This is a genomic window from Magnetospira thiophila (genome assembly GCF_054657015.1).
Genome location: NZ_BAAHXF010000002.1, coordinates 820,486 through 840,204 on the forward strand (window position 1 = coordinate 820,486; position 19,719 = coordinate 840,204).

The window sequence follows — 19,719 nt, forward strand, 5'->3', positions numbered from 1 at the left end:
TCATAGTTCCAGCGGCGCTCCGTGGCGTAAAATCCGTTCTGCCTCCGCTGTATAGCTGCCGTCCGTGCGATGCAAGACCAACCCGGCAGCCAGCCGCAATGGAGTCCGCCGATGGGAACGTCCGCGCACCAGCACCCGCTTGGCCGCCTGACCCGCCATCGGCCACAGGGGAAACACCACCATTTCACCCAACCGCCCCTCAAGCAAGGCCAGCAGATGAGCCAAACGGTCAGCCCGTTGAATCAGGGTGACGCTGCCTCGGGGCCGCACCCAGCGCAGCGCCGCCGAGACCCAATCCCCAAGATCACCATCGCTTTCCACATGGGCCCGGGCCTTTCCCCCATCCGGTGGACGGGTGCCCTGCCCGGCCGGATCATAGGGCGGATTCGCCATCACATGATCGAAGGACCCCTCGACCCATTCGGGCGACGGGTTGCGCAAATCACCGGTAACCACCTGGAGCCGCCGTCCCTCGGCATCACCCCGACAGGCCAGATCGGCCATGCGCGGCTGAATCTCCAGGCCGCTGACTCGGACCTCCGGGACCCGGGCCAGCAGGCACAGCCCCGCCGCGCCACTGCCGCATCCCAGATCAAGCACCCGCTCCCCGGCCCTCGCCGGGACGGCAGCCGCCAGCAGCACCGGATCAATAGCCGCCCGATAGCCGCCCACCGGCTGAACAATCCGGACCCGTCCGTCGAGCAGTCGGTCTTCGCTCTCCGCCGAGAGGTCATGAATCGTCATCGGGCACCTCGTTAAGCACCCTTTGGGCACGCGGCAAGTCTTCCTCGGCCACCATGACCCGACAACGCAAAGCCCGCAGAACCCCTCCATAGGCGCTGCTGGTATGCTGATCGAAAACCTGGGCCGGGATGCTCGCACCTTCCAGCCGGGCCAACAACCAGGACAATCGCACGGGATCGTCGGTGCGCATGAGTTCCTTCATCTCTTCAAATCCTCGAATAGAGGTCCCGCTTGACCGGAGCAGGGTTGCTCCATATGCTCCGCCGAGACGCCGGAACCGTCAAGGTTTCCCGGCACAGTCATGGGGAAAAACGGGGGGCCGCTGTTCGTGGGCGTGGTGATCAATCTGGAAGAAGAACGGGAACGGAAGCGGGCGCTTGAGACCCTGACCGCCCTGGTCGCCGAGGATATGAAGGGCGTCAACCGCCTAATCATCGAGCGCATGGACAGCCCGGTCATTCTTATTCCGCAATTGGCCGGTCATATCGTCGCCGCCGGGGGCAAACGGTTGCGGCCCATGCTCACCCTGGCTGCGGCCCGCATGTGCGGCCATCGGGGCAAGCGCCATATTGATCTGGCGACCTGCGTCGAATTCATCCATACCGCCACCCTGCTGCATGACGATGTGGTCGACGAGAGCGACCTGCGGCGCGGCAAGTCCACCGCCAATGCCCTGTGGGGCAACAAGCCATCGGTGCTGGTCGGCGATTTTCTGTTCAGCCGCGCCTTCGAACTGATGGTCGAGGACGGCTCGCTGAAAGTTCTGGCGATCCTGTCCGGGGCCTCCTCCACCATCGCCGAGGGGGAAGTCCACCAGTTGATCACCACCAATGACACCGATACCGGCGAGACCGCTTATCTGGACGTCATCAAGGGCAAGACGGCCGCCCTGTTCGCCGCCGCCTGCCGGGTCGGGGCCGTGGTCGCCGACCGCCCGGAAGTGGAAGAAGTGGCGCTCGATACCTATGGCCTGAACCTGGGCATCGTCTTCCAGCTCATCGACGACATGCTCGACTATTCGGCCAAGCAGGCCGACCTGGGCAAAACCGTTGGCGACGACTTCCGCGAGGGCAAGATCACCCTGCCGGTCATCCTCGCCTTCCGACGGGGCACCGAGGAAGAGCGCGAGTTCTGGCGGCGCACCCTGGAGAACCTGAATCAGGACGAAACGGACCTGGAGCGGGCCATCGAATTGATGGAAAAACGCGACGCCCTGAAGGACACCGTGGCCCGCGCCCGCCACTATGGCGCCATCGCCCGCGATGCCCTGGGAATCTTTCCCAACAACCCGGAACGTCAGGCCTTGATCGACATCGTCGATTTCTGCATCGAACGCGCCCATTGATCTTGCAGGGGGCGGCCTTTGCGGCTATAAGGCGCCCTCACCCATGCCGGAGTGTAGCTCAGCCTGGTAGAGCACCGTCTTCGGGAGGCGGGGGCCGGAGGTTCGAATCCTCTCACTCCGACCACTAAACGGCATTGGTTCCAATGCACTAAGGGCAGCCTCGGAAAACTCCGGCGCTGCCCTTTTTGTTGCAGCTAAAGTCAGAGGAGAGGGAGGGGAAATAAACTTACTCGTGGCATTCCGTGTGCCAGCAACCAAAGTTACGGTCTTGATCTGCCCCGCTCGACCCATTATAGCATTTTTGTGTCATTCCTCGTCTTTTACGTCATGGGCCGTACATTTGGGTGCGCGGGAAAGAGTGAATCCATGTCTCCAAAGATACACCCCAACAAGGATATATCGGCAGCTGTCCAATACGCCCTTGCGCATGGATGGACACTTAAAGAATCAGGAAAATCGGCTCATGCATGGGGCTTCCTGCTTTGTCCGTCTCATATGCGCGGTGGCTGTCGAATGGGTGTCTGGAGCACGCCCAAGAACCCTCATAACCATGCCAGCCAAATCCGCAGGTATGTTGACAAGTGTAAACACTAGGGGTATTTTTTGTTTATAAAAATCCTGCCAGAGTGGGACTATGAACATGAAGACCTACTGTTTCACCATCTCCTGCGCTCCGATACTCGAGAGCCGCGAAGCTGATGAAATCCATGATGCCCTCTTCGAGGAGGGCTGTGTTGATGCTCTCATCATCGAACGCTCAGGGTTGTTTATACTTGAGTTCGACCGGGAAGCGCCAAGCTTCGCACGAGCCCTGTTTTCCGCCTTGGACGCTGTGGTACGAGCAGGTATGAAGCCGCGTCGAATCGGCCCTGATCCCTTTGTGAGTCAATCCGACATCGCTGAACGCGCCCACGTGACCCGGCAGGCGATTTCATTTTATGTCACAGGCAAAAGAGGAAAGGGATTTCCCCCGCCCGTCCTGCGCCAGGAGACAACCTCCCCGCTGTGGTTCTGGTCGGATGTTGCGAAGTGGCTTGCCGCCACCGAGAAGGCGAAGGTTGATTTTCAGACCATCCAGTTTGCCCATTGGATCGACAAGGCAAACAGCAGCGTCGTCCCCGCCATACTCAAGAGATTTGATCAAAACATTTAAGACTTCCCCGGCTCTCCCAGCTTGGGCCAGACGGCCTTGCTGATCCGTTTGGGGCGTTGGGGTTTGTCCTCTTTCGGTTCAGGCTTGGGGGGGGCGGCCGGGGTCATTGCGCCGGGCAGCCAGGCGTTGACCGATACCGGCTTGCCGGTCTGATCGCGCATCACCCGGGGCCGCATCACCTTCTGTACCGAGGGTTTGGTCGGCGAAGCCCCGAAATCCTGTCGCATGGTGGCCAGGGAGATGATCCCGCGCGGTCCTTTCTTGCGCGCCTCCAGGTAGGCATTGGTATCCCGGCAGATCTCGTTCAGCCGGTCCGGGGAATAATGCCCGAAGCGCCGCCAGATGCTGTCCAGAAACACTTCCAAGGGCTCCTCGAAGCGCCCGATCACATCGACAGTCGGACGCCCGGCGCTGAAGGCGGCATAGATATTGGGCTCAATCGGTCCCATTTCGTCAGCCACGAATTGCGCTGGCATGAGCTGACGCCCGGCATAGGCCACGGCGTAATAAGCCTGAGCCAGGAACATCAGCCGATGCAGCTTCTGCGGGGCCAGATATTCCTTGGAATCCAGCGCCGCATCAAGGAACCAGAAGGCCACCTCGAAGGCGTTCTCGGTCATCGGCGGGGATTGATTGGGGCGCGCTTCGGCCATGGGCGTGTCCTTGGATGATTGCCTTTCCGTATCCCGGATTATAGCCTCACGGAAGTTAACGGAACATCTCGCCGCAACAGGAGAGCCCCAAAACAATGGACAAAGGGTGGCGATGGGCGGCGTTGTGGCGTTTGGGTCTGTTGGCTCTGGTGGTCGCCCTGGCGGTGACGGTGCCGCGCACCGGGCCGTTTCTGAGAACGCAGATTCTGGAAGTGCTGAAAGATCAAGGCTTTCCCCAGGCCCGCTTCGGCGACATTCAAATCGGTTGGCAATACATCGAGGTCACGGACCTGTCCCTGGCCGAGAAGCTGAACTTGTCGGAAGGCCGTCTGGATTTCACTTGGCGTCGCCTGTTCGACCATCACCTGGACCGCCTGACCCTGGTCGGATTGACATTGGATCTGGTGCGCGACTCGCAAGGCTTCACCCTCTCCGGCCTGCCTGATTTTGCCCCCGGTGGGGAGTCTGCGTCCTGGAGCATTGGGGAACTGCAACTGCGCGATACCCAGGTATCGGCCCATCTGGACGAAGGGCAACTTCAAAGCCGATGGACGCTCAACATCCGGGAATCCGCGCCGGGCGACATCGAGGTCCGGGCCAAGGGCAGCGGAGAGGCGTCCGTTTCAGGAGCCCCGCCCCTGCCGTTCCAGGTCTCCCTGGAGGGTCAACGCAAGGGGGCGGCTTTGAGCATGAAGGCCCGGACAGAGCTCACCGAAGGGACGCTCAACCTGGCCCTTCAAGCCCCCTGGCCGGTGGATTTCACCACACCGCAGGCCCAAGGCCAACTCACCCTTGACCTGCAAAAAGTGAACGTCCCCGGACAGTTCACCGGCGGTGGCATTCACGGTACTTTGGGGCTCACCCTGAACGGCGACACCCTGAGCCTTGCGCCCACTACGCCAATGATTCTCACTCTGGCCGCCCTGGAGGCGGTGCCCATCCTGGCCGAGACTCTCACGGCACCGCTTCAGGTTCAGGTTCTGCCCGAGCACGGACTCACGCTGGACTGGGTCCAACATCGCGCCGAAGGGAGACTGGTCCTGGCGCTGCCGGAACAGACGCTGCGTCATCAAGGACGGGATGTGATCGTTGCCCTGCCTCGCCTCGATCTCCGGGGCACCGGCAACGACTCGGAAGGATTGACGGTTCTCAACTTAGAAATCTCCAAAGGACAGATTCGCCTGCCATCGGAAAACATCCTCGTTGAGAATTTGACCGCAAAAGCAGGTCTCGCCCCGCCCCCCTTTTTGGACAGCTTGGCCGCCACCTTACGATCCACCGCGCAACCGAGCCTGTTCAGCCCCCTGAAGGTGGGCGGCGCATGGCAAGGAAAGACCTTCACCGGGCAACTGAGCGGTGCCGATGGCAAGTTGCGGCTGAAGGCTCGCGGCACTCTCGGGGGCGACCGGGGACAGGCCGACCTGGAACTGTTACCGGTGACCTTCCAGCCGGGCCTATTACAGCCGGTCGATCTCTCCCCGGCCCACGGGGGACAGGCCCAGAACGTGACGGGCACTCTCTCCGCTAAAGGCACGTTGGCCTGGAGCCCCGAGGGAATCACCCCGGACCTCACCCTGTCGCTGCGCGATATGGGGCTGACCAGCGGGCCGGCGCGCCTCGAAGGGATGCAGGGCGACGTGACCCTCTCCGGGTTCGCGCCGTTGCAGACCCCGCCCGACCAGACAATCACCGCAACCCGTCTGACCCTTAACGGCACGTCCCTGCGCGACCTGTCGTTGATGTTCCAGGTGAACGACGACGAGTATCTGCGAGTCGAGCAGGCCGTGGCGATGATTGCCGACGGATATATCTTCATCCATGACCTTAAAATAAATCCAAAAACCATTGAACTGGATGGAGAGCTATCTGTCGTGGATGTGAACGCACAGACACTTTTAGAGATTCTGGAAGTGCCTGACGTGAGCCTCCAGGGACGGATCGGCGGTGACCTGCCATTCGCCTGGGATGCCCGGGGATTGCATGTCCGCCATGGCTTGTTAGCCAATCAGGGTCCGGGACAACTGCGCTATCAGCCGGCCGTTCCCCCCGCCGCATTGCAAGGCGGCGGCGAAGGGGCTAGCCTAATGCTCGACGCCTTACAGGATTTTCACTATAAGGCCCTGCGTTTTGGCCTGGATCGCGATAGCGCGGGCGCATGGATGGCAGATTTACATGTGGAAGGCGCGAACCCGAACCTGATGGATGGTCACCCATTCGTATTCAACGTTAATGTCAGCGGTGCCCTGGAAGCCATCCTGCGGCGCGGTCTGGCCGCCACCCAATTGCCCGAGACCGTCGGGCGGGCCTACGGCACACGCCTCCCGGCCCCGACAACCAAGGAGTCCCGACCGTGACATGCTGTCGAAACCCTGCCTTCTCCCTGGCCTTGCTGGGACTATTGGCCCTGTCGGCGGGTTGCTCACCCACCGTTAAGGTGGAAGCCCCGCGCGAGCCCATCACCATCAATCTGAACGTCAAGATCGAGCATGAGATCCGCATCAAGGTGGAAAAGGAACTCGACCAGCTTGTGACCCAGAAACCGGAGTTGTTCGAATGATGAGCCCCCTGAAATCCCTTTTCGCCGCCCTCGTGGTAATCCTGATGACCGCCCTGCCCGCCCAGGCCGGGGCGCTTGGCGATGCCAAGGCCGCCGGACTGCTCGGCGAACGCCCAGACGGCTACGTGGGCCTCGTCGGCGCGGCCCCGCAATCCATTGTCGATTTGATGAAATCGGTCAACAGCCAGCGCCGCGCCCACTACCAAGGCGTGGCCCAGGAAACCGGCACCAGCCTGCAAAACGTAGAGATCCTGATGGGCAAGCGCCAGATCGACCAACTAAACTCGGGACTGTTCTACATGGACGGCGGCGGACGGTGGGTGAAGAAGTAGCGGCAACCGCCCTCACGCCCGCAACGAGATCAACTGGCGCGACATTTCATCGCCGCTCTTCAGCACCTCCAGACTGGCGCTGTAGGCGGTCTGGGCCTGGATCAGGCGGCTGAAGGCCTGCCCCAGATCCGCCCCCTCGGCCCGCTGGGCCGCGTCCTCCCCGGCCGTGACCACCGATTGCAGCGGCAACTCGGCGGGAAAGATCCCGACCACACCACCGTTGCTGGTCCCGGTTGGGCGATTGTCGCGCGGCGTCTCCTGCTCAGGTTTGGCCTCGAAGGCTGAGGATCGACTATAACCCGAGGTGGTGGCATTGGCGATTGAACGCCCGACCTGCTCCACCTCTTTCGAGGCGGCGGCCATCCCGGACATCGAGGAATAGAATAGGTTTTCGATCCACATGGAGCCTGTTCCAGTATCACCACTGACTCCAGTTTAGCGCAAAACGGCTCCGAAATCACCCTGCCTCTATTTTTCCACCTGGCTCACATCGCGTACCGCGCCGCGCGCCGCAGAAGTGGTCATAGCAGCGTAGGCACGCAGGGCCGGGCTGACCTGGCGGTCACGGTTCTTGGGCTTGAAAGCTCCCAGCGCCGCGCGACGTTGAGCCAGGGTGGCCTCATCCACTTTAAGGCGGATGGAACGGGCCGGAATGTCGATCTCGATCATGTCTCCCGTTTCGACCAACCCAATGGTGCCGCCTTCCGCCGCCTCCGGGGAGACATGGCCGATGGACAGACCCGCCGTGCCGCCAGAAAAACGACCGTCGGTGATCAGGGCGCAGGCTTTGCCCAGGCCCATGGATTTGATGTAGGTGGTCGGATAGAGCATTTCCTGCATCCCTGGTCCGCCCTTGGGGCCTTCGTAGCGCACGATGACCACGTCGCCGGCCTTGACCTCGCCGCCGAGGATCTTGGCCACCGCCTCTTCCTGGCTCTCGCAGACCACCGCCGGGCCTGAGAACCTGAAGATGCTTTCATCGACTCCGGCGGTTTTGACCACGCAGCCGTCCTCGGCCAGATTGCCGTACAGCACCGCCAGGCCGCCCTCGCGGGTATAGGCATGCTCCATGTCGCGGACACAGCCCGCCGTCCGATCCAGATCCAGATCGTCGTAGCGGTTGCCCTGACTGAAGGCGGTCTGAGTCGGCACGCCGCCCGGCGCGGCGCAATAGAAGGTCTTGACCGAATTGCTGGTCGTCCGTTTGACATCCCACTGGTCGATGGCCGCACCCATGGTTTCGGCGTGCACGGTGGGCAGATGCCGATGGATCAGACCGCCGCGATCCAACTCGCCGAGAATGGCGAAAATGCCCCCGGCCCGGTGCACGTCTTCCATGTGGTAGTCGGGCGTCGAGGGGGCCACCTTGCACAGGTGCGGCACCCGGCGCGACAGCCGGTCCATGTCCTTCATAGTGAAATCCACCCCGCCCTCCTGGGCCACGGCCAGCAGATGCAGCACCGTGTTGGTTGAACCGCCCATGGCGATATCGACGCACATGGCGTTCTCGAATCCTTCGAAGGCGGCGATGGAGCGAGGCAACACCCGCGCGTCGTCCTGTTCGTAATAGCGTTTCGCCAGATCGACGATCCGCCGCCCGGCCTCGCGGAACAGGGCTTCCCGGTCGGCATGGGTGGCCAGCAAGGAGCCGTTGCCCGGCAGCGCCAGCCCGATAGCCTCGGCCAGACAGTTCATGGAATTGGCGGTGAACATGCCGGAACAGGAGCCGCAGGTCGGACAGGCCGACCGCTCATAGGCTTCGGCCTCGGCATCGGTGGTATCGGGCTTGACCGCGTGCATCATGGCGTCGATCAGATCCACCGCCTGGGTGGAGCCGTCGGCCTGCACATGCTTGCCCGCCTCCATCGGCCCACCGGAGATGAAAGTAGCCGGAATGTTGAGTCGCATGGCCGCCATCAACATGCCCGGCGTGATTTTGTCGCAGTTGGAGATACAGACCAGGGCGTCGGCGCAATGGGCGTTGACCATATATTCCACCGCATCGGCGATCAACTCGCGGCTGGGCAGCGAATAGAGCATCCCGCTATGCCCCATGGCGATCCCGTCATCCACGGCGATGGTATTGAATTCCTTGGCGATACCGCCCGCCTTCTCGATCTCCCCGGCGACCAACTGCCCCAGGTCCTTCAGATGCACATGTCCGGGCACGAACTGGGTGAAGGAATTGGCCACGGCAATGATCGGCTTGCCGAAATCGCCATCCTTCATGCCAGTGGCGCGCCACAGGGCACGGGCACCGGCCATGTTGCGGCCATGGGTGGAGGTGCGGGAACGATAGGCGGGCATGACAATTACCTTGGCTAGTTCTGAGCGTCACCCAGGATCGGGCAGGTCATTTTTATACGCTTCCGACGCCGGATCAAAGTGGCAATTCCCGTTACATTGAATACTATCATATTCTGCATTAAAGATTTTATTGCACTAAAAAATATAAAGGTCTTAAAATCTGAACCGCGTTCAACTGTACGTGAAATGAAGGTGGCAGCATGAGCCAATACACCCCGGACGACCTCGAACAGAAAATTAGCGACATTTTTGCCGATGCCCAGTCAGATCAGATCTATGCCTTGAAAGATTGGATTGAATCAGCGATCGCCAAGACGATTCAAGACGCGGATATGTCAAACAATCTTGCCGTACAGGCCTATTTCACACCCTACATTGTCGGCGGATTAATGGTTCTGATGGTCCTGATGTTCCTCTTCCTCATCATCCGCATGAAAGCCCTGCAATCTGAGGAGACCATTTTTCAGGCCCTGGTGGTGGTGATCGTCACCCCCTTCGTTCTCACCATGGCCGTCAGCACCTCCAGTAATGATTTCCGAATGGCACTCATCGGCTTAGTGGGCACAATAGTTGGATATACCCTCAAGAGTTATATTTCGCCGTCGCAATCGGGAGAGAACAATTCCTCACCCGTTGCCCCGAGTGACAACGCGCCGCAGCCAATGATCACGAAGCCCCAGGAGGACTGATTGATGGACAGGCATAACATTATTACCCTTGCTCTGGTCTCGTTCCTTGGCGGACTGTCCGTGACATCCACCCCCATTTCGGCTTCGGCACAAGATGGCGGGGCCATCGAAATATGCATATCGCGGGGTCTGGCAACCTTGAAATCAGAGGAAACTTTCGAACAGCGCGGCAAGGTTCTATGCGATTCTGCCGGAGTGGGTGGGTTCCCGCCCCATGAGATCCGGCACGATGAGACGGCTGTTGTTTCCTTCGTGCCCTCCATCGGAAAGCGAATCGTTCCCGAGTCCGTTCGCGTGAAAGAGATATCTTCAAGTAACGGCGGCTATGGCAACGCCACGGTGTCCGAGGACGAACGCATGGTCTCCGTCAAGATCTGGTGCCGGGGAAAGGGTATTGGTCAAGGGCGAGCCTGGGAAGAAATTACACTCTCGGGGAAAACGGTGAATAATCCAGGCGAAACGGAAATGCTTTCGATCATGCGCATATGCTTGAAGGATTCCAACGCGTTCTCAGGAAATAATCCGTAGAACGGCGAAAGCGCCTGTTCCCGCCTATAAACGCGGGGCCACGAAATCGGGCCAGATGCCGCTTTCCTCGAATAAGTTAAGCAGGGGCTGTCCGGCGGTGAATCCGGTTTGCACCAATAGCGCCCGCATCCCGGCGGCCCGCGCCCCCAGCACGTCGGTGTGGGGGCTGTCGCCGACGGCCAGAAAGCGCGACCGGGGCACGTCGGGAAACAGGGCGGCGGCCCGCTCATAGACTCCGGCAAAGGGCTTGCCGAGGAAGGTGATATCGCCCTCGGGATAGGCCTGATGGACGAAATAGCCAGGCTCGGCGGAGATCACCCCACCCTCGTAGGGGCAGGCCACGTCGGGATTGCAGATCACCAGCGGGCGCGGTGATTTTTGCAAGGTGGCCCTCAGATTGTGCTGCAAGCGGGCGGTCCAGGTGTCCGTATCGAGTAAAATCAGTCCTTCAACCTCGTCCCAGGGTTCAAGACGCTCGTCCAAACGCGGCAAATGCCCCATGAGATCGGGAAAAGGCACGCTCCAACTACCGACCACGCCCCAATTCAGCGGTCGTTCGGCCAGGAGACTCGGCAACAGATCCACCCCGGCGATGATCTCTCTGGGGGTCACCGGAAAACCGCGTGCAGTGTTGCGCTCGGCGATGGCCAGCTTGTCCCCCGAGGCGTCGTTGGTCAGGATCAACAGCGCCACATCCCGCTCACGCAATCGGGCAAAGGCCGCCTGTGCCCAAGGAAATCCCGCGCCGCCCTGATGCAGCACCCCGTAGGCATCAAGGAGGACGACCCGGGCACCGCTTTGATCCACCGCGTCCAACACTCCGGACACCGGCACCGGCACGGTCGGCGACGGGCAAGCCGGATACCAGGACGCGGCGCAATAGGTCCGCCAGGCGGTGGGAAACTCAATAGCGATCATGGCCCGCTTATAGACGGGACAGCGGCTCCATTGGAAGCGACATGACGATGAATTGGAAAATCAGTAGACCAGGGAAAGGGTGTTGCCCCGGTCCGTCAGGGTGTCGGTGACCACCCGCTGTGCAAAATCGTAGCTGCCGACGCCGCGGCTCAGGTAGGCCCCGAACGGCGCGGTTTCGGTTCGCTGTGCACTATGCTCGCCGGTGGAATGGTCTTCCTGCGCCCGGATCAGCGCGGAAAACGTCTCCGGTGCCCGAGAAACAAAAGCCCCTTGCGGTTCCGGCAGACGCTTGCGGCGCTGCTGGGTCTGTTCCTGGCGGGCATAATCCTTGAAACGCAGATCCTGCGAGCCCGAACCAACGGCCCCACGACCACTAATCTGCTCCACCGCCTCGGCGGGCAAACCCATAGCCTGCCCCGGACTCGCGCCGGGCCGCGCGCCGTTCACGGCGTTCGGTTGCAGGCTCTGAAGTCGCGGCACATTGGCCATCACATTGTTTCCACTAGATTATTTCACCATGGACCCCGATTCTACACATAAAGACCCGGAGCCAATGTAGAGTCTCACGAATTGATTATAGCTGATTCATTACGATTTGGAAAGGTTCTTCCAACCGTTGATCGAAATCCACATCTCTAATTTACGCGGGAGTAGACTTTTAGGAAGTCCAGCACCACCGATGCCGCGCCATGGTCGAACAGGTCATTGTGACCGGCCTGGGGAAATTCTTCCATCCTCTTGGGTGCCGCCGCCGCAGCCAGCAATTGGCGTCCCAGTTTGATCGAAATAGTCTGATCGAGATGCCCGTGCAAGATCAAAAGCGGGCTGTTGATCTGCGCAATACGGGACAGGCTGTCGTAGCGATCCCGCACCAGCCAGCGGGCCGGCAGATAAAAATAGTGATCCTGCGCCGCCGCCGCCATGGAGGTGAAGGGGGCTTCCAGGATCACCGCCCGGACCGCCGTCCCCGCCGCCGCCAACTCAGCCGCCATTTTGCTGGCGATGCCGGTGCCCAGGGATTCGCCATAAAGCACCCAGTCCCCGGGCGCGCTCCCCTGCCCCTTCAGAAAATCCAGCGCGGCGCGGCCATCCGCATAAAGACCAGCCTCGTCGGGTGTCCCCGGATTGCCGTTGTATCCCCGGTAGGCGACCAGCAACATCCCGTATCCGGCTTGCAAAAAGGGCATTACCTTGTCGAGTCGTCCGTCAAGGCTGCCGGCATTGCCGTGAAAATAGACCAGCGTCGCCTGCCCCGGCGCAGCGGGCGCATACCAGGACTGGAGGCTCAATCCGTCTTCGGTGGTCAGAACGACCGTCCGCATGGGATGGCCGGGAACGGCCTCGGGAACGGTGTATTGCGGCCCAGGGTGATACATAAGACCGCGTTGAAACACATACAACAAACCGACGAAAAGCCCATAGGCAAGGGCGGCCAGCGCCAGAAACACCCCCGGCCCATTGCCGCCGATCATTGGGCGGGAGATTGGTAATGCATGTCGTAGATGGCGCTGGGTGTGGCAGGGTAACCTTGCGGGTCGCGGCGAGCTGCCGATTCTGTGAGGCTTGGGACCACCGCTGTCGGATCGTCCAGATTCTCTTCCCCGTCGGCCTGCTGGGAGAACCCGCAGGAGAAATGAGCCCCCGAGATCAGCAAGGCCGGACATTTGTCATAGACGTGGGTGACAAAAGCCGCCTTCCCCCCTTCGGTGGCGCAGGCCTGCTGGGCCAGCTTGCGGACCTCGCTGGGCGTGGTGGAATTCTCGTTGTAGCAAACCACCACACCAGGATGCACATCCAGCGGCTTGTTGAAGCTCGCGCTCGCCCGATCAAATTCCCCCTGCTTGTACACATATGGGGGCGGCAGGGAACAGCCAGCGGTCAGGATCAACAGCGCGACCCCGGCCACTGCCCAAAACACGGCGGCTCCCAACAGCCAAAGCAACTCTTTGTTTTCCATGATGTCTATTTAATCCGTCACAAATCCGCAGGCAATATGACAAATTGCCGTGCATCGAGTTATGCACCGGTCCAACGTTCAAACAGATCGTGTTCAATCTGAAACTGATCAAGGGCCTTGCCGACGCTTTGCCGCACGATATCCTCGATGCTCCGGGGACGATGATAAAAGGCCGGAATGGGAGGCAAAATGGTCGCCCCCAATCCGGCCACCCTGGCCATCATCTCCAGATGTCCTTGATGCAAGGGAGTCTCGCGGACCATCAGCAGCAGGCGACGACGCTCCTTCAGACACACATCGGCGGCCCGCACCAGAAGCGTATCCGTATAGGAATGGGCGATCCCCGACAGGGTCTTGATGGAACAAGGCACGACGATCATGCCCCGGGTCAGAAAGGAGCCGCTGGCCACCGGCGCCGCCATGTCGCTGGCCTCGTGGCAATGATCGGCCAGCGACAACAGATCCTCGGCCCGCAGATCCGTCTCGATTTCCAGGGTACGCAGGGCGGCCCCGCTTATGATCAAATGCACCGGCACCGCGGCCCGACGCAGGGCGCGCAGCGTCTCGACGCCGTAAATCGCGCCCGACGCACCGGAAATGCCGACCACCAGAGGCAGGGTCATGGCTCATCCCTTCACCGTTCCCCGCCAACATGGGGCGGGACGGGGCTCCAGACAAGAGGAAGATGGGGGCAAATAAAAACGGCGGGCCAGGCCCGCCGCCAGGGGACGTCGAAACGCCCCGCGCTCAAGCGTGCAGGGCCTCGTATTTGGCCATGAGCTGCTCTTGGGTTTCCTCATGCGCCGGATCGGGGAAAATACAATCCGCCGGGCATACCAGTTCGCACTGGGGTTCGTCCTCGGCCCCCACGCATTCGGTGCAGCGGTCCGGGTCGATTTCGTAAATCACGTCGCCCTCGGTGATCGCCTCGTTGGGGCAAACGGGGACGCAGGCGTCACAGTTGGTGCAGTCTTCATTGATTATCAGGGCCATTTTTCACAGACTCCTATCGGTCATACCCATATGGCGATTGATCACTTCCCAGGCTCCGGCATACCGCCAAAACCCAGGCCCGAGGATTTTCCACACCCGTAAAGCGCCCCTGAACGGCTGTCAAGGACACAGGCCAAGCACAGGCCCACCGCGCCGAGCCGTTACACTATATCTCTAATATTGCGCTTTTGGCAAGACCCGGATTTTCCCCTTCCTGTCCATCCGGCCTTTCCCAGGGTATACTGGTAAAAACGGAGAAGGCAATGAAACCGAGTTTCGACAAACTGGCTTTTGAAATTTTTCGCGACGGCGAGGAAATCCCTGTCATTTATAGCATCGAGGTGCTGACGGATTTCCGGCTGACCAAATTGAGCCGTGTCGAACAATTGCTCGACGAAACCTGCGCCCGGACCTTCGAGGCCCTGGACATTCCCCCGGGGGCCGACCCCCGACTGGGGATCATCGGCCCGACCATCCACAATGCCCTCAAGGAAGACAATCAGCAGATCATCAGTCAGTGCGTGCTGTGGCTGGCCGTTCGTCATCCAGAAATTTGGGGCGTCGAAATCAATCGCGAAGAATTGACCTATCTGGCATCGGACGACCGCAGTTCCCGACATATCAACTGAGTGACAACTCCCCCTCGACCAGCGCCGCCCAATAACTGGCCCCGGTGCTCAGGATATTGTCGTTGAAGTCGTAGCCTGGGTTGTGCAGCATGCAGCCGTCCCGACCGGGACCGTTGCCCAGGCGGATATAGCAGCCCGGGCGCTGATTGAGCATGAAAGCAAAATCCTCGCTGCCCATGCTGGCCGGAATATTCCGGTCCACATTTTCCGCGCCAACCACCCGCGCTGCAGCCTGCGCCGCGATGGCGCTCTCTTTCTCATGGTTGACCGTGGCCGGATAGCGCCGGTCATAGCACCATTCCAGCGACGCCCCGGCGCCAACGCAGATTCCCTCGGCCATCCGGCGCAGGGTCTGTTCCAGGTGATCGCGCACCTCGGGTCGAAACGAACGCACGGTGCCCCGCAGCATGGCCCGTTCAGGAATGACGTTCCAGGTGTCTCCGGCATGGAACTGGGTGACGCTGACCACCGCCGAATCCAGGGGGTCGACCGTGCGCGCCACCACCCCCTGCCAGGCACAGACCATGCGCGAGGCGATCAGCACCGGATCAATGCTCAAATGCGGCATGGCCCCATGGGCACCGCGACCAATCACCACCGCCTCGAACACATCAAAAGAAGCCATCACCGGCCCCGAACGGACGCCGAAGACGCCCTCGGGTGCCCCGGGCCAGTTGTGCATGCCATAGACGGATGCCATGGGAAAGCGCTCGAACAGGCCCTCTTCGACCATGCGCCGCCCGCCCCCTTCGTTCTCCTCCGCCGGTTGGAAAATGAAATGCACCGTGCCCCGGAACTTGCGGCTGGCTGCCAGATAGCGCGCCGCCCCAAGCAGCATGGCCGTATGGCCGTCGTGTCCGCAGGCGTGCATTTTCCCCACATGCACAGATTGATAGGCCGCGCCGGTGGCTTCATGACCGTGCAGCGCATCCATGTCCGCCCGCAGCCCGATGGCCGGTCCCGTGCCCTGGCGCAGGGTGCCGACGACGCCGGTTCCGGCGAGCCCCCGCGTCACTTCAATGCCCCAGTTTTCCAACAGCCGGGCCACCATCTCCGAGGTCCGAAACTCCTCGAAGGCGGTTTCCGGGTGGGCATGGATATCCCGTCGCCAGACCACCATGTCTTGATGCATGGATGCAATCTCCGGATAAACCGCCATGTCCCCTCCTCGCGCATTTTTTCCATGCTAACCCCTCCCGGGGAAGCCTGCAAAGCCTCGCAATGCTTAGAGGCGGAAAGTGCGTTGATAATTCCTCTCGAAAAAAGACGTCAAATCAGGCATTATGGACAATGAAGTAATGTACATTAAAGATTGCTTGTTTTAGCAGACTGTGCGGACCATCACAGCCAAACGGGTTGTTAGGGTTCAATATGGCCTGAGAATGGTTGATAGAGGCGACTGAAGTAGATTTTTTTGCAAGTTAAACCAATGAGATGAGGTTTTAGGTAGCGATGGCCAACGTGGAGCAGATCACCGCACCACAGACTGAAAATGCCGCATCGCAGGTTTCTGCGGCGTCCGGGGCGGACTCATCCCTCGAGTCGCCCGCCGCTCCCGCCTCGTCCGAAAATCCCCAATTGGCCCAGGCCGCCACCGGCGAGGCCATCGGTCGCGTCGATGAACTTCAGGGCGAGGTCACGGTCACCCGCGCCGATGGATCGCAGGCTCAATTGCAGGCTGGAGACCCGGTTTTCCAGGGCGACCTTCTGGAAACCAGCGACGGCGGTTCCGTCGGCATCGTGCTGGCCGACCAGTCGGTGTTTTCGCTGTCCGAGAACGGCCGCATGGTGCTCGACGAGATGATTTACGATCCCGGTGCCGAGGAAGGGAGCGCGGCCTTCTCGCTGCTCTCTGGTGCCGCGACATTCGTCTCCGGACAAATTGCCAAGTTCGGCCAGGACGCCATGATGGTGAAGACCCCCGTGGCCACCATCGGCATCCGCGGCACCAAGGTTTATATGGAAACCGATGGCGACAATATCCGCGTCATCAACCTGCCGGAAACCACCCTGCAGGGCGAATCGGTGGGCGAAATCGTGCTCATGTCGCCGGATGGCGAGATGCTCGGCACCATCAACAGCAGCGGTGCCGGCTGGCAATGGTCGCCGTCCGAAAGCGCCACCCCCGAACTGATCCAATTGACGCCGGAACAGATTCAGGCGCTGGTCGACCTGATCACCGCGACCCTGCCCCGCACCCTCGAAGAACAGGTGCTGGACCAGATCAACGAACTGACGGCCCTGCGGGAAGCGGCCCAGGCCGCCCGTCAGGCGGCGGACGACGCCCGCGCCCTGGCCGACCAGGAAGGCACCGAAGAGGCTCTCAGATTGGCCCAGGCTGCCGAATCGGAAGCCGATAAGTTGGCCGCCGACGCGCAAATTCTGGAATCCGCCATTCGCGACGCCCTGAGCCGGGTGGAGTCCATACTCGGCTTCCGGGTCACCTTGTTGTCCGACGGCAGCCTTCTGTTTGGCGATCCCGAAGCGGATTTCAACCCCGACTTTTTGGCGGATTTCGACACTGCGGCGGGCGGCACGCCGCAGAGCGTTCCCGGCAGCGGTTCCGTGACCCCCGATCCCTTCAGCGGTAATAATCTGGGGGCCACGGACGAAGATCCGACAACCAATATCAGGCTTGTCGAAAGCATCGATACCGGCTCCCAGAACACGGGTTCGTCGGGGAGCGGCTCATCGTCCACCAATGGTGGCGATGATCGGGAAGAATCGCAAGTTGCTGCCAATGAGGTTCCGGACGTCACCCCCGCCGGTCCCTTGGATGGGCATGTGGTCGATGGCTATATCGCCAACATGCGGGTTTTCGCCGACAATGACGGCGACGGGGTTTGGGATGACCTGAACGGCAACGGTCTGTACGATGCCGGCGATGAGCAGATGTATGTCACCGGCGCCGACGGAGCCTACCATTTGGCGGCGGGTTCCACCGGCGAGATCATCGCCGAGGCGCTGCCCGGAGCCTATGACACGCTGACCAATCTGCCTTTTAACGATACCTTGACCGCGCCGGCCGGGGCGACCATCGTCACTTCGATCACCACCTTGATCAATAGCTATATGGATATCACCGGCTTGACGGCCCTTGAGGCTCAGACGGAAATCGCGGCAGCCTTCGGGTTGACCGACGGCACGTTGCTGACCCTGGACCCGCAGGCGGAGGTCGCCAACGGCAATATCGGGCTGATGGCCAGCTCGGCGATAGTCATGAATACCGTCCTGCAATTGGAAGCGGCAACCGGCGGCAGTCTGGACAACGCGTTCAATGCCCTGGCCCAGTTGATCAACGGGCAGAGCACGGTCGTTGACATGACCCAAGCTTCGACCATGCAATCCTTGCTTGGCTACGCTGGAATCACCGGTGAAGGAAGTGCCAATCTGGCCAACTTGCTGGCGGCGGCCAATGCCCATGTCAGCAATTTGTCCAGCGAAGATTTCCTGAACAGTCTGGCCGAGGCCAATGGCTACATCCAGGGAACCTTGACCCAGGAAATCGCGGCCAGCGCCTCGGGCGGCTTTGCCAGTCTGGAAGGCATCGCCGACAGCCTGGAGGCCAATATTGCCCAGTACGGCAGCCTGATCCCGGTTTCCGTTACCGGCACCAACAGCAACGACGTGGTTAATGGAGCCGCCGGGGACGATACCCTGATAGGTGGACTTGGCAATGACACCGTCAATGGTGCAGCCGGTGATGACACCCTGATCGGCGGAGCCGGCAACGACTGGCTTGATGGCGGCGTCGGCGATGATCAGTTCCTGGTCAGCGGCGCGAACGACGGATTTGATTTCCTGACCGGCGGCCTGGGCTCCGACACGCTGCTCGGTGGCGATGGGGATGATACCCTGGGCCTGAAATCCCTGGACGGGGTCGAGGTGATCGACGGCGGCGCGGGCTATAACGTCATCCTGGGCGACGGGACCAACAATCGGCTTGATTTCAGCAACACCGAAATTTTCAATGTGGCTTCCATCGACGGCGGCACGGGCAATGACGTCATCATCGGAAGCGCCGGCGATGACGTGCTCGTCGGCGGTCGGGGTAACGATGATCTTGACGGCGGCCTGGGCAATGACCAGTTCCTGTTCCTGGGCACCGACAATGGCTATGACCGCATCACCGGGGGTGCCGGCTCCGACACTATCCTTGGTGGCGACGGCGACGACGTCATCGGCCTGAAATCCCTGGACGGGGTCGAGGTGATTGACGGCGGCGCGGGCCATAACGTCATCCAGGGCGACGGCACCAACAACGTTCTCGATTTCAGCGCCACCCAACTGGTCAACATTGCCTCCATCGACGGCGGTGCGGGCAATGACGTGATCACCGGAAGCCTCGGCGACGACCTGCTGATTGGCGGCAGGGGTCGGGATATCCTTCAAGGTGGTGAGGGCGACGACGCCTATGGCTATCTGGTCGCCAGCATCGGTACTGATGGCGTGGATACCCTGCTCGGCTTTGGCGACAACGACGGCTTCGACTCCATCCGTCTGCTGTTGGGAGATGACAGCGAGAGTCAGATCTCCAGCCTTGACCTGCATCTGGATGATGGCCACCTCAAGGATCTCTTCGACGTATCCGGCGCCGACAACATGGGCAACTTCTTCTATGCCGATCAGGCCCATAACCTGAACGAAGCCCTGGCCGCGATGACCGATGGAAATTCTGTCCTGGTCGATGATGACCGGGCGGTCTTCGTGTATTTCAACACCAGCGGCGATTCTCAGGGCCAGCTCTGGATGGCCCAATCCAATGCGACGAGTGCCGCATCCTATTCCCAGCTGGCGACCATTCGCAGCGAGGATGGCACGTCGATCCACATGGATGCGAGCCACATCACGGTCGCCTGACCGACCACCCCCGCTCCCGGGCTTTCCTTCCCGATCATTATTGCTTATGGTCTT

At 60.9% G+C, this 19,719-nt stretch carries 21 protein-coding genes and 1 tRNA gene; 10 read left to right on the top strand and 12 right to left on the bottom strand.

The window, feature by feature from the left end:
* On the bottom strand, positions 1 to 744 hold the full coding sequence (locus tag ACYQ1P_RS13595) for a tRNA1(Val) (adenine(37)-N6)-methyltransferase (RefSeq protein ID WP_460020876.1): 744 nt from the start codon (positions 742 to 744) through the stop codon (positions 1 to 3).
* Positions 731 to 946 carry a putative signal transducing protein gene (locus tag ACYQ1P_RS13600; RefSeq protein WP_460020877.1) on the bottom strand — a complete coding sequence of 72 codons (216 nt, stop codon included), beginning with the start codon at positions 944 to 946 and terminating at the stop codon, positions 731 to 733. Before ACYQ1P_RS13600 ends, ACYQ1P_RS13595 begins: the two co-directional genes overlap by 14 nt.
* Positions 947 to 1,045: 99 nt before the next feature.
* Between ACYQ1P_RS13600 and ACYQ1P_RS13605 the strand changes: the two genes are divergently transcribed.
* The 3 genes from ACYQ1P_RS13605 to ACYQ1P_RS13615 all read left to right on the top strand — a co-directional run bounded on the left by ACYQ1P_RS13605 (position 1,046) and on the right by ACYQ1P_RS13615 (position 3,242).
* A complete protein-coding gene (locus ACYQ1P_RS13605; protein ID WP_460020878.1) occupies positions 1,046 to 2,089 on the top strand; it encodes a polyprenyl synthetase family protein in 1,044 nt (347 codons plus the stop codon).
* 47 nt (positions 2,090 to 2,136) lie between these two features.
* A tRNA-Pro gene (locus ACYQ1P_RS13610) sits at positions 2,137 to 2,213 on the top strand.
* Between the two features lie 516 nt (positions 2,214 to 2,729).
* Positions 2,730 to 3,242, top strand: a complete 513-nt coding sequence (locus ACYQ1P_RS13615) for a helix-turn-helix domain-containing protein (protein ID WP_460020879.1) — start codon at positions 2,730 to 2,732, stop codon at positions 3,240 to 3,242.
* Here ACYQ1P_RS13615 and ACYQ1P_RS13620 read toward each other — a convergent pair.
* The gene (locus ACYQ1P_RS13620; RefSeq protein ID WP_460020880.1) at positions 3,239 to 3,895 is read right to left on the bottom strand and encodes a Panacea domain-containing protein; all 657 of its coding nucleotides are present in this window, start codon (positions 3,893 to 3,895) and stop codon (positions 3,239 to 3,241) included. The two genes, ACYQ1P_RS13615 and ACYQ1P_RS13620, sit on opposite strands and share 4 nt — an antisense overlap.
* 95 nt (positions 3,896 to 3,990) lie before the next feature.
* Here ACYQ1P_RS13620 and ACYQ1P_RS13625 point away from each other — a divergent pair, with 95 nt between their 5' ends.
* Genes ACYQ1P_RS13625 through ACYQ1P_RS13635 form a run of 3 tightly spaced genes read left to right on the top strand, consistent with a single transcriptional unit; the run spans position 3,991 to position 6,784 of the window.
* Positions 3,991 to 6,249, top strand: coding sequence for an intermembrane phospholipid transport protein YdbH family protein (locus ACYQ1P_RS13625; protein WP_460020881.1), 2,259 nt, complete (start codon positions 3,991 to 3,993; stop codon positions 6,247 to 6,249).
* Entirely contained in the window at positions 6,246 to 6,452 is a 207-nt protein-coding gene (locus ACYQ1P_RS13630) for a YnbE family lipoprotein (protein ID WP_460020882.1), read from the top strand. Before ACYQ1P_RS13625 ends, ACYQ1P_RS13630 begins: the two co-directional genes overlap by 4 nt.
* Positions 6,449 to 6,784 (top strand): YdbL family probable chaperone protein, encoded by a 336-nt coding sequence (locus ACYQ1P_RS13635; protein ID WP_460020883.1) that lies wholly within the window; start codon positions 6,449 to 6,451, stop codon positions 6,782 to 6,784. Before ACYQ1P_RS13630 ends, ACYQ1P_RS13635 begins: the two co-directional genes overlap by 4 nt.
* A gap of 12 nt (positions 6,785 to 6,796) precedes the next feature.
* Here ACYQ1P_RS13635 and ACYQ1P_RS13640 read toward each other — a convergent pair whose 3' ends face one another.
* Entirely contained in the window at positions 6,797 to 7,186 is a 390-nt protein-coding gene (locus tag ACYQ1P_RS13640) for a flagellar basal body rod C-terminal domain-containing protein (RefSeq protein WP_460020884.1), read from the bottom strand.
* 66 nt (positions 7,187 to 7,252) lie between these two features.
* Positions 7,253 to 9,091, bottom strand: a complete 1,839-nt coding sequence (gene ilvD, locus ACYQ1P_RS13645; protein WP_460020885.1) for a dihydroxy-acid dehydratase — start codon at positions 9,089 to 9,091, stop codon at positions 7,253 to 7,255.
* A gap of 200 nt (positions 9,092 to 9,291) precedes the next feature.
* Here ilvD and ACYQ1P_RS13650 point away from each other — a divergent pair, with 200 nt between their 5' ends.
* Both ACYQ1P_RS13650 and ACYQ1P_RS13655 read left to right on the top strand, forming a co-directional pair.
* Positions 9,292 to 9,780 (top strand): hypothetical protein, encoded by a 489-nt coding sequence (locus ACYQ1P_RS13650; protein ID WP_460020886.1) that lies wholly within the window; start codon positions 9,292 to 9,294, stop codon positions 9,778 to 9,780.
* Between the two features lie 3 nt (positions 9,781 to 9,783).
* Positions 9,784 to 10,308 carry a hypothetical protein gene (locus tag ACYQ1P_RS13655; RefSeq protein ID WP_460020887.1) on the top strand — a complete coding sequence of 175 codons (525 nt, stop codon included), beginning with the start codon at positions 9,784 to 9,786 and terminating at the stop codon, positions 10,306 to 10,308.
* Between the two features lie 24 nt (positions 10,309 to 10,332).
* On the opposite strand, the gene ACYQ1P_RS13660 is transcribed toward ACYQ1P_RS13655, so the two are convergent.
* From ACYQ1P_RS13660 to ACYQ1P_RS13685, 6 genes are all read right to left on the bottom strand, one after another.
* Positions 10,333 to 11,226 carry an HAD-IIA family hydrolase gene (locus tag ACYQ1P_RS13660; protein ID WP_460020888.1) on the bottom strand — a complete coding sequence of 298 codons (894 nt, stop codon included), beginning with the start codon at positions 11,224 to 11,226 and terminating at the stop codon, positions 10,333 to 10,335.
* 60 nt (positions 11,227 to 11,286) lie between these two features.
* The gene (locus tag ACYQ1P_RS13665; protein WP_460020889.1) at positions 11,287 to 11,715 is read right to left on the bottom strand and encodes a hypothetical protein; all 429 of its coding nucleotides are present in this window, start codon (positions 11,713 to 11,715) and stop codon (positions 11,287 to 11,289) included.
* 146 nt (positions 11,716 to 11,861) lie between these two features.
* Entirely contained in the window at positions 11,862 to 12,698 is an 837-nt protein-coding gene (locus tag ACYQ1P_RS13670; protein WP_460020890.1) for an alpha/beta hydrolase, read from the bottom strand.
* Positions 12,695 to 13,183 (bottom strand): hypothetical protein, encoded by a 489-nt coding sequence (locus ACYQ1P_RS13675; protein WP_460020891.1) that lies wholly within the window; start codon positions 13,181 to 13,183, stop codon positions 12,695 to 12,697. The genes ACYQ1P_RS13670 and ACYQ1P_RS13675 overlap by 4 nt, the downstream gene beginning before the upstream one ends.
* Positions 13,184 to 13,242: 59 nt before the next feature.
* Complete coding sequence (locus tag ACYQ1P_RS13680) at positions 13,243 to 13,806, bottom strand: UbiX family flavin prenyltransferase (RefSeq protein WP_460020892.1); 564 nt, start codon at positions 13,804 to 13,806, stop codon at positions 13,243 to 13,245.
* Positions 13,807 to 13,930: 124 nt separating this feature from the next.
* A complete protein-coding gene (locus ACYQ1P_RS13685) occupies positions 13,931 to 14,176 on the bottom strand; it encodes a YfhL family 4Fe-4S dicluster ferredoxin (RefSeq protein WP_460020893.1) in 246 nt (81 codons plus the stop codon).
* 263 nt (positions 14,177 to 14,439) lie between these two features.
* On the opposite strand from ACYQ1P_RS13685, the gene ACYQ1P_RS13690 reads away from it, so the two are divergent.
* Positions 14,440 to 14,805, top strand: coding sequence for a hypothetical protein (locus tag ACYQ1P_RS13690; RefSeq protein ID WP_460020894.1), 366 nt, complete (start codon positions 14,440 to 14,442; stop codon positions 14,803 to 14,805).
* Here the strand turns inward: ACYQ1P_RS13690 and ACYQ1P_RS13695 are convergent.
* Positions 14,798 to 15,964, bottom strand: a complete 1,167-nt coding sequence (locus ACYQ1P_RS13695) for a M20 aminoacylase family protein (protein ID WP_460020895.1) — start codon at positions 15,962 to 15,964, stop codon at positions 14,798 to 14,800. The two genes, ACYQ1P_RS13690 and ACYQ1P_RS13695, sit on opposite strands and share 8 nt — an antisense overlap.
* Positions 15,965 to 16,257: 293 nt before the next feature.
* Between ACYQ1P_RS13695 and ACYQ1P_RS13700 the strand changes: the two genes are divergently transcribed.
* Positions 16,258 to 19,665: a FecR domain-containing protein gene (locus ACYQ1P_RS13700; RefSeq protein WP_460020896.1), complete on the top strand. Its 3,408-nt coding sequence runs from the start codon at positions 16,258 to 16,260 to the stop codon at positions 19,663 to 19,665.
* The last annotated feature ends 54 nt before the right edge of the window (positions 19,666 to 19,719 follow it).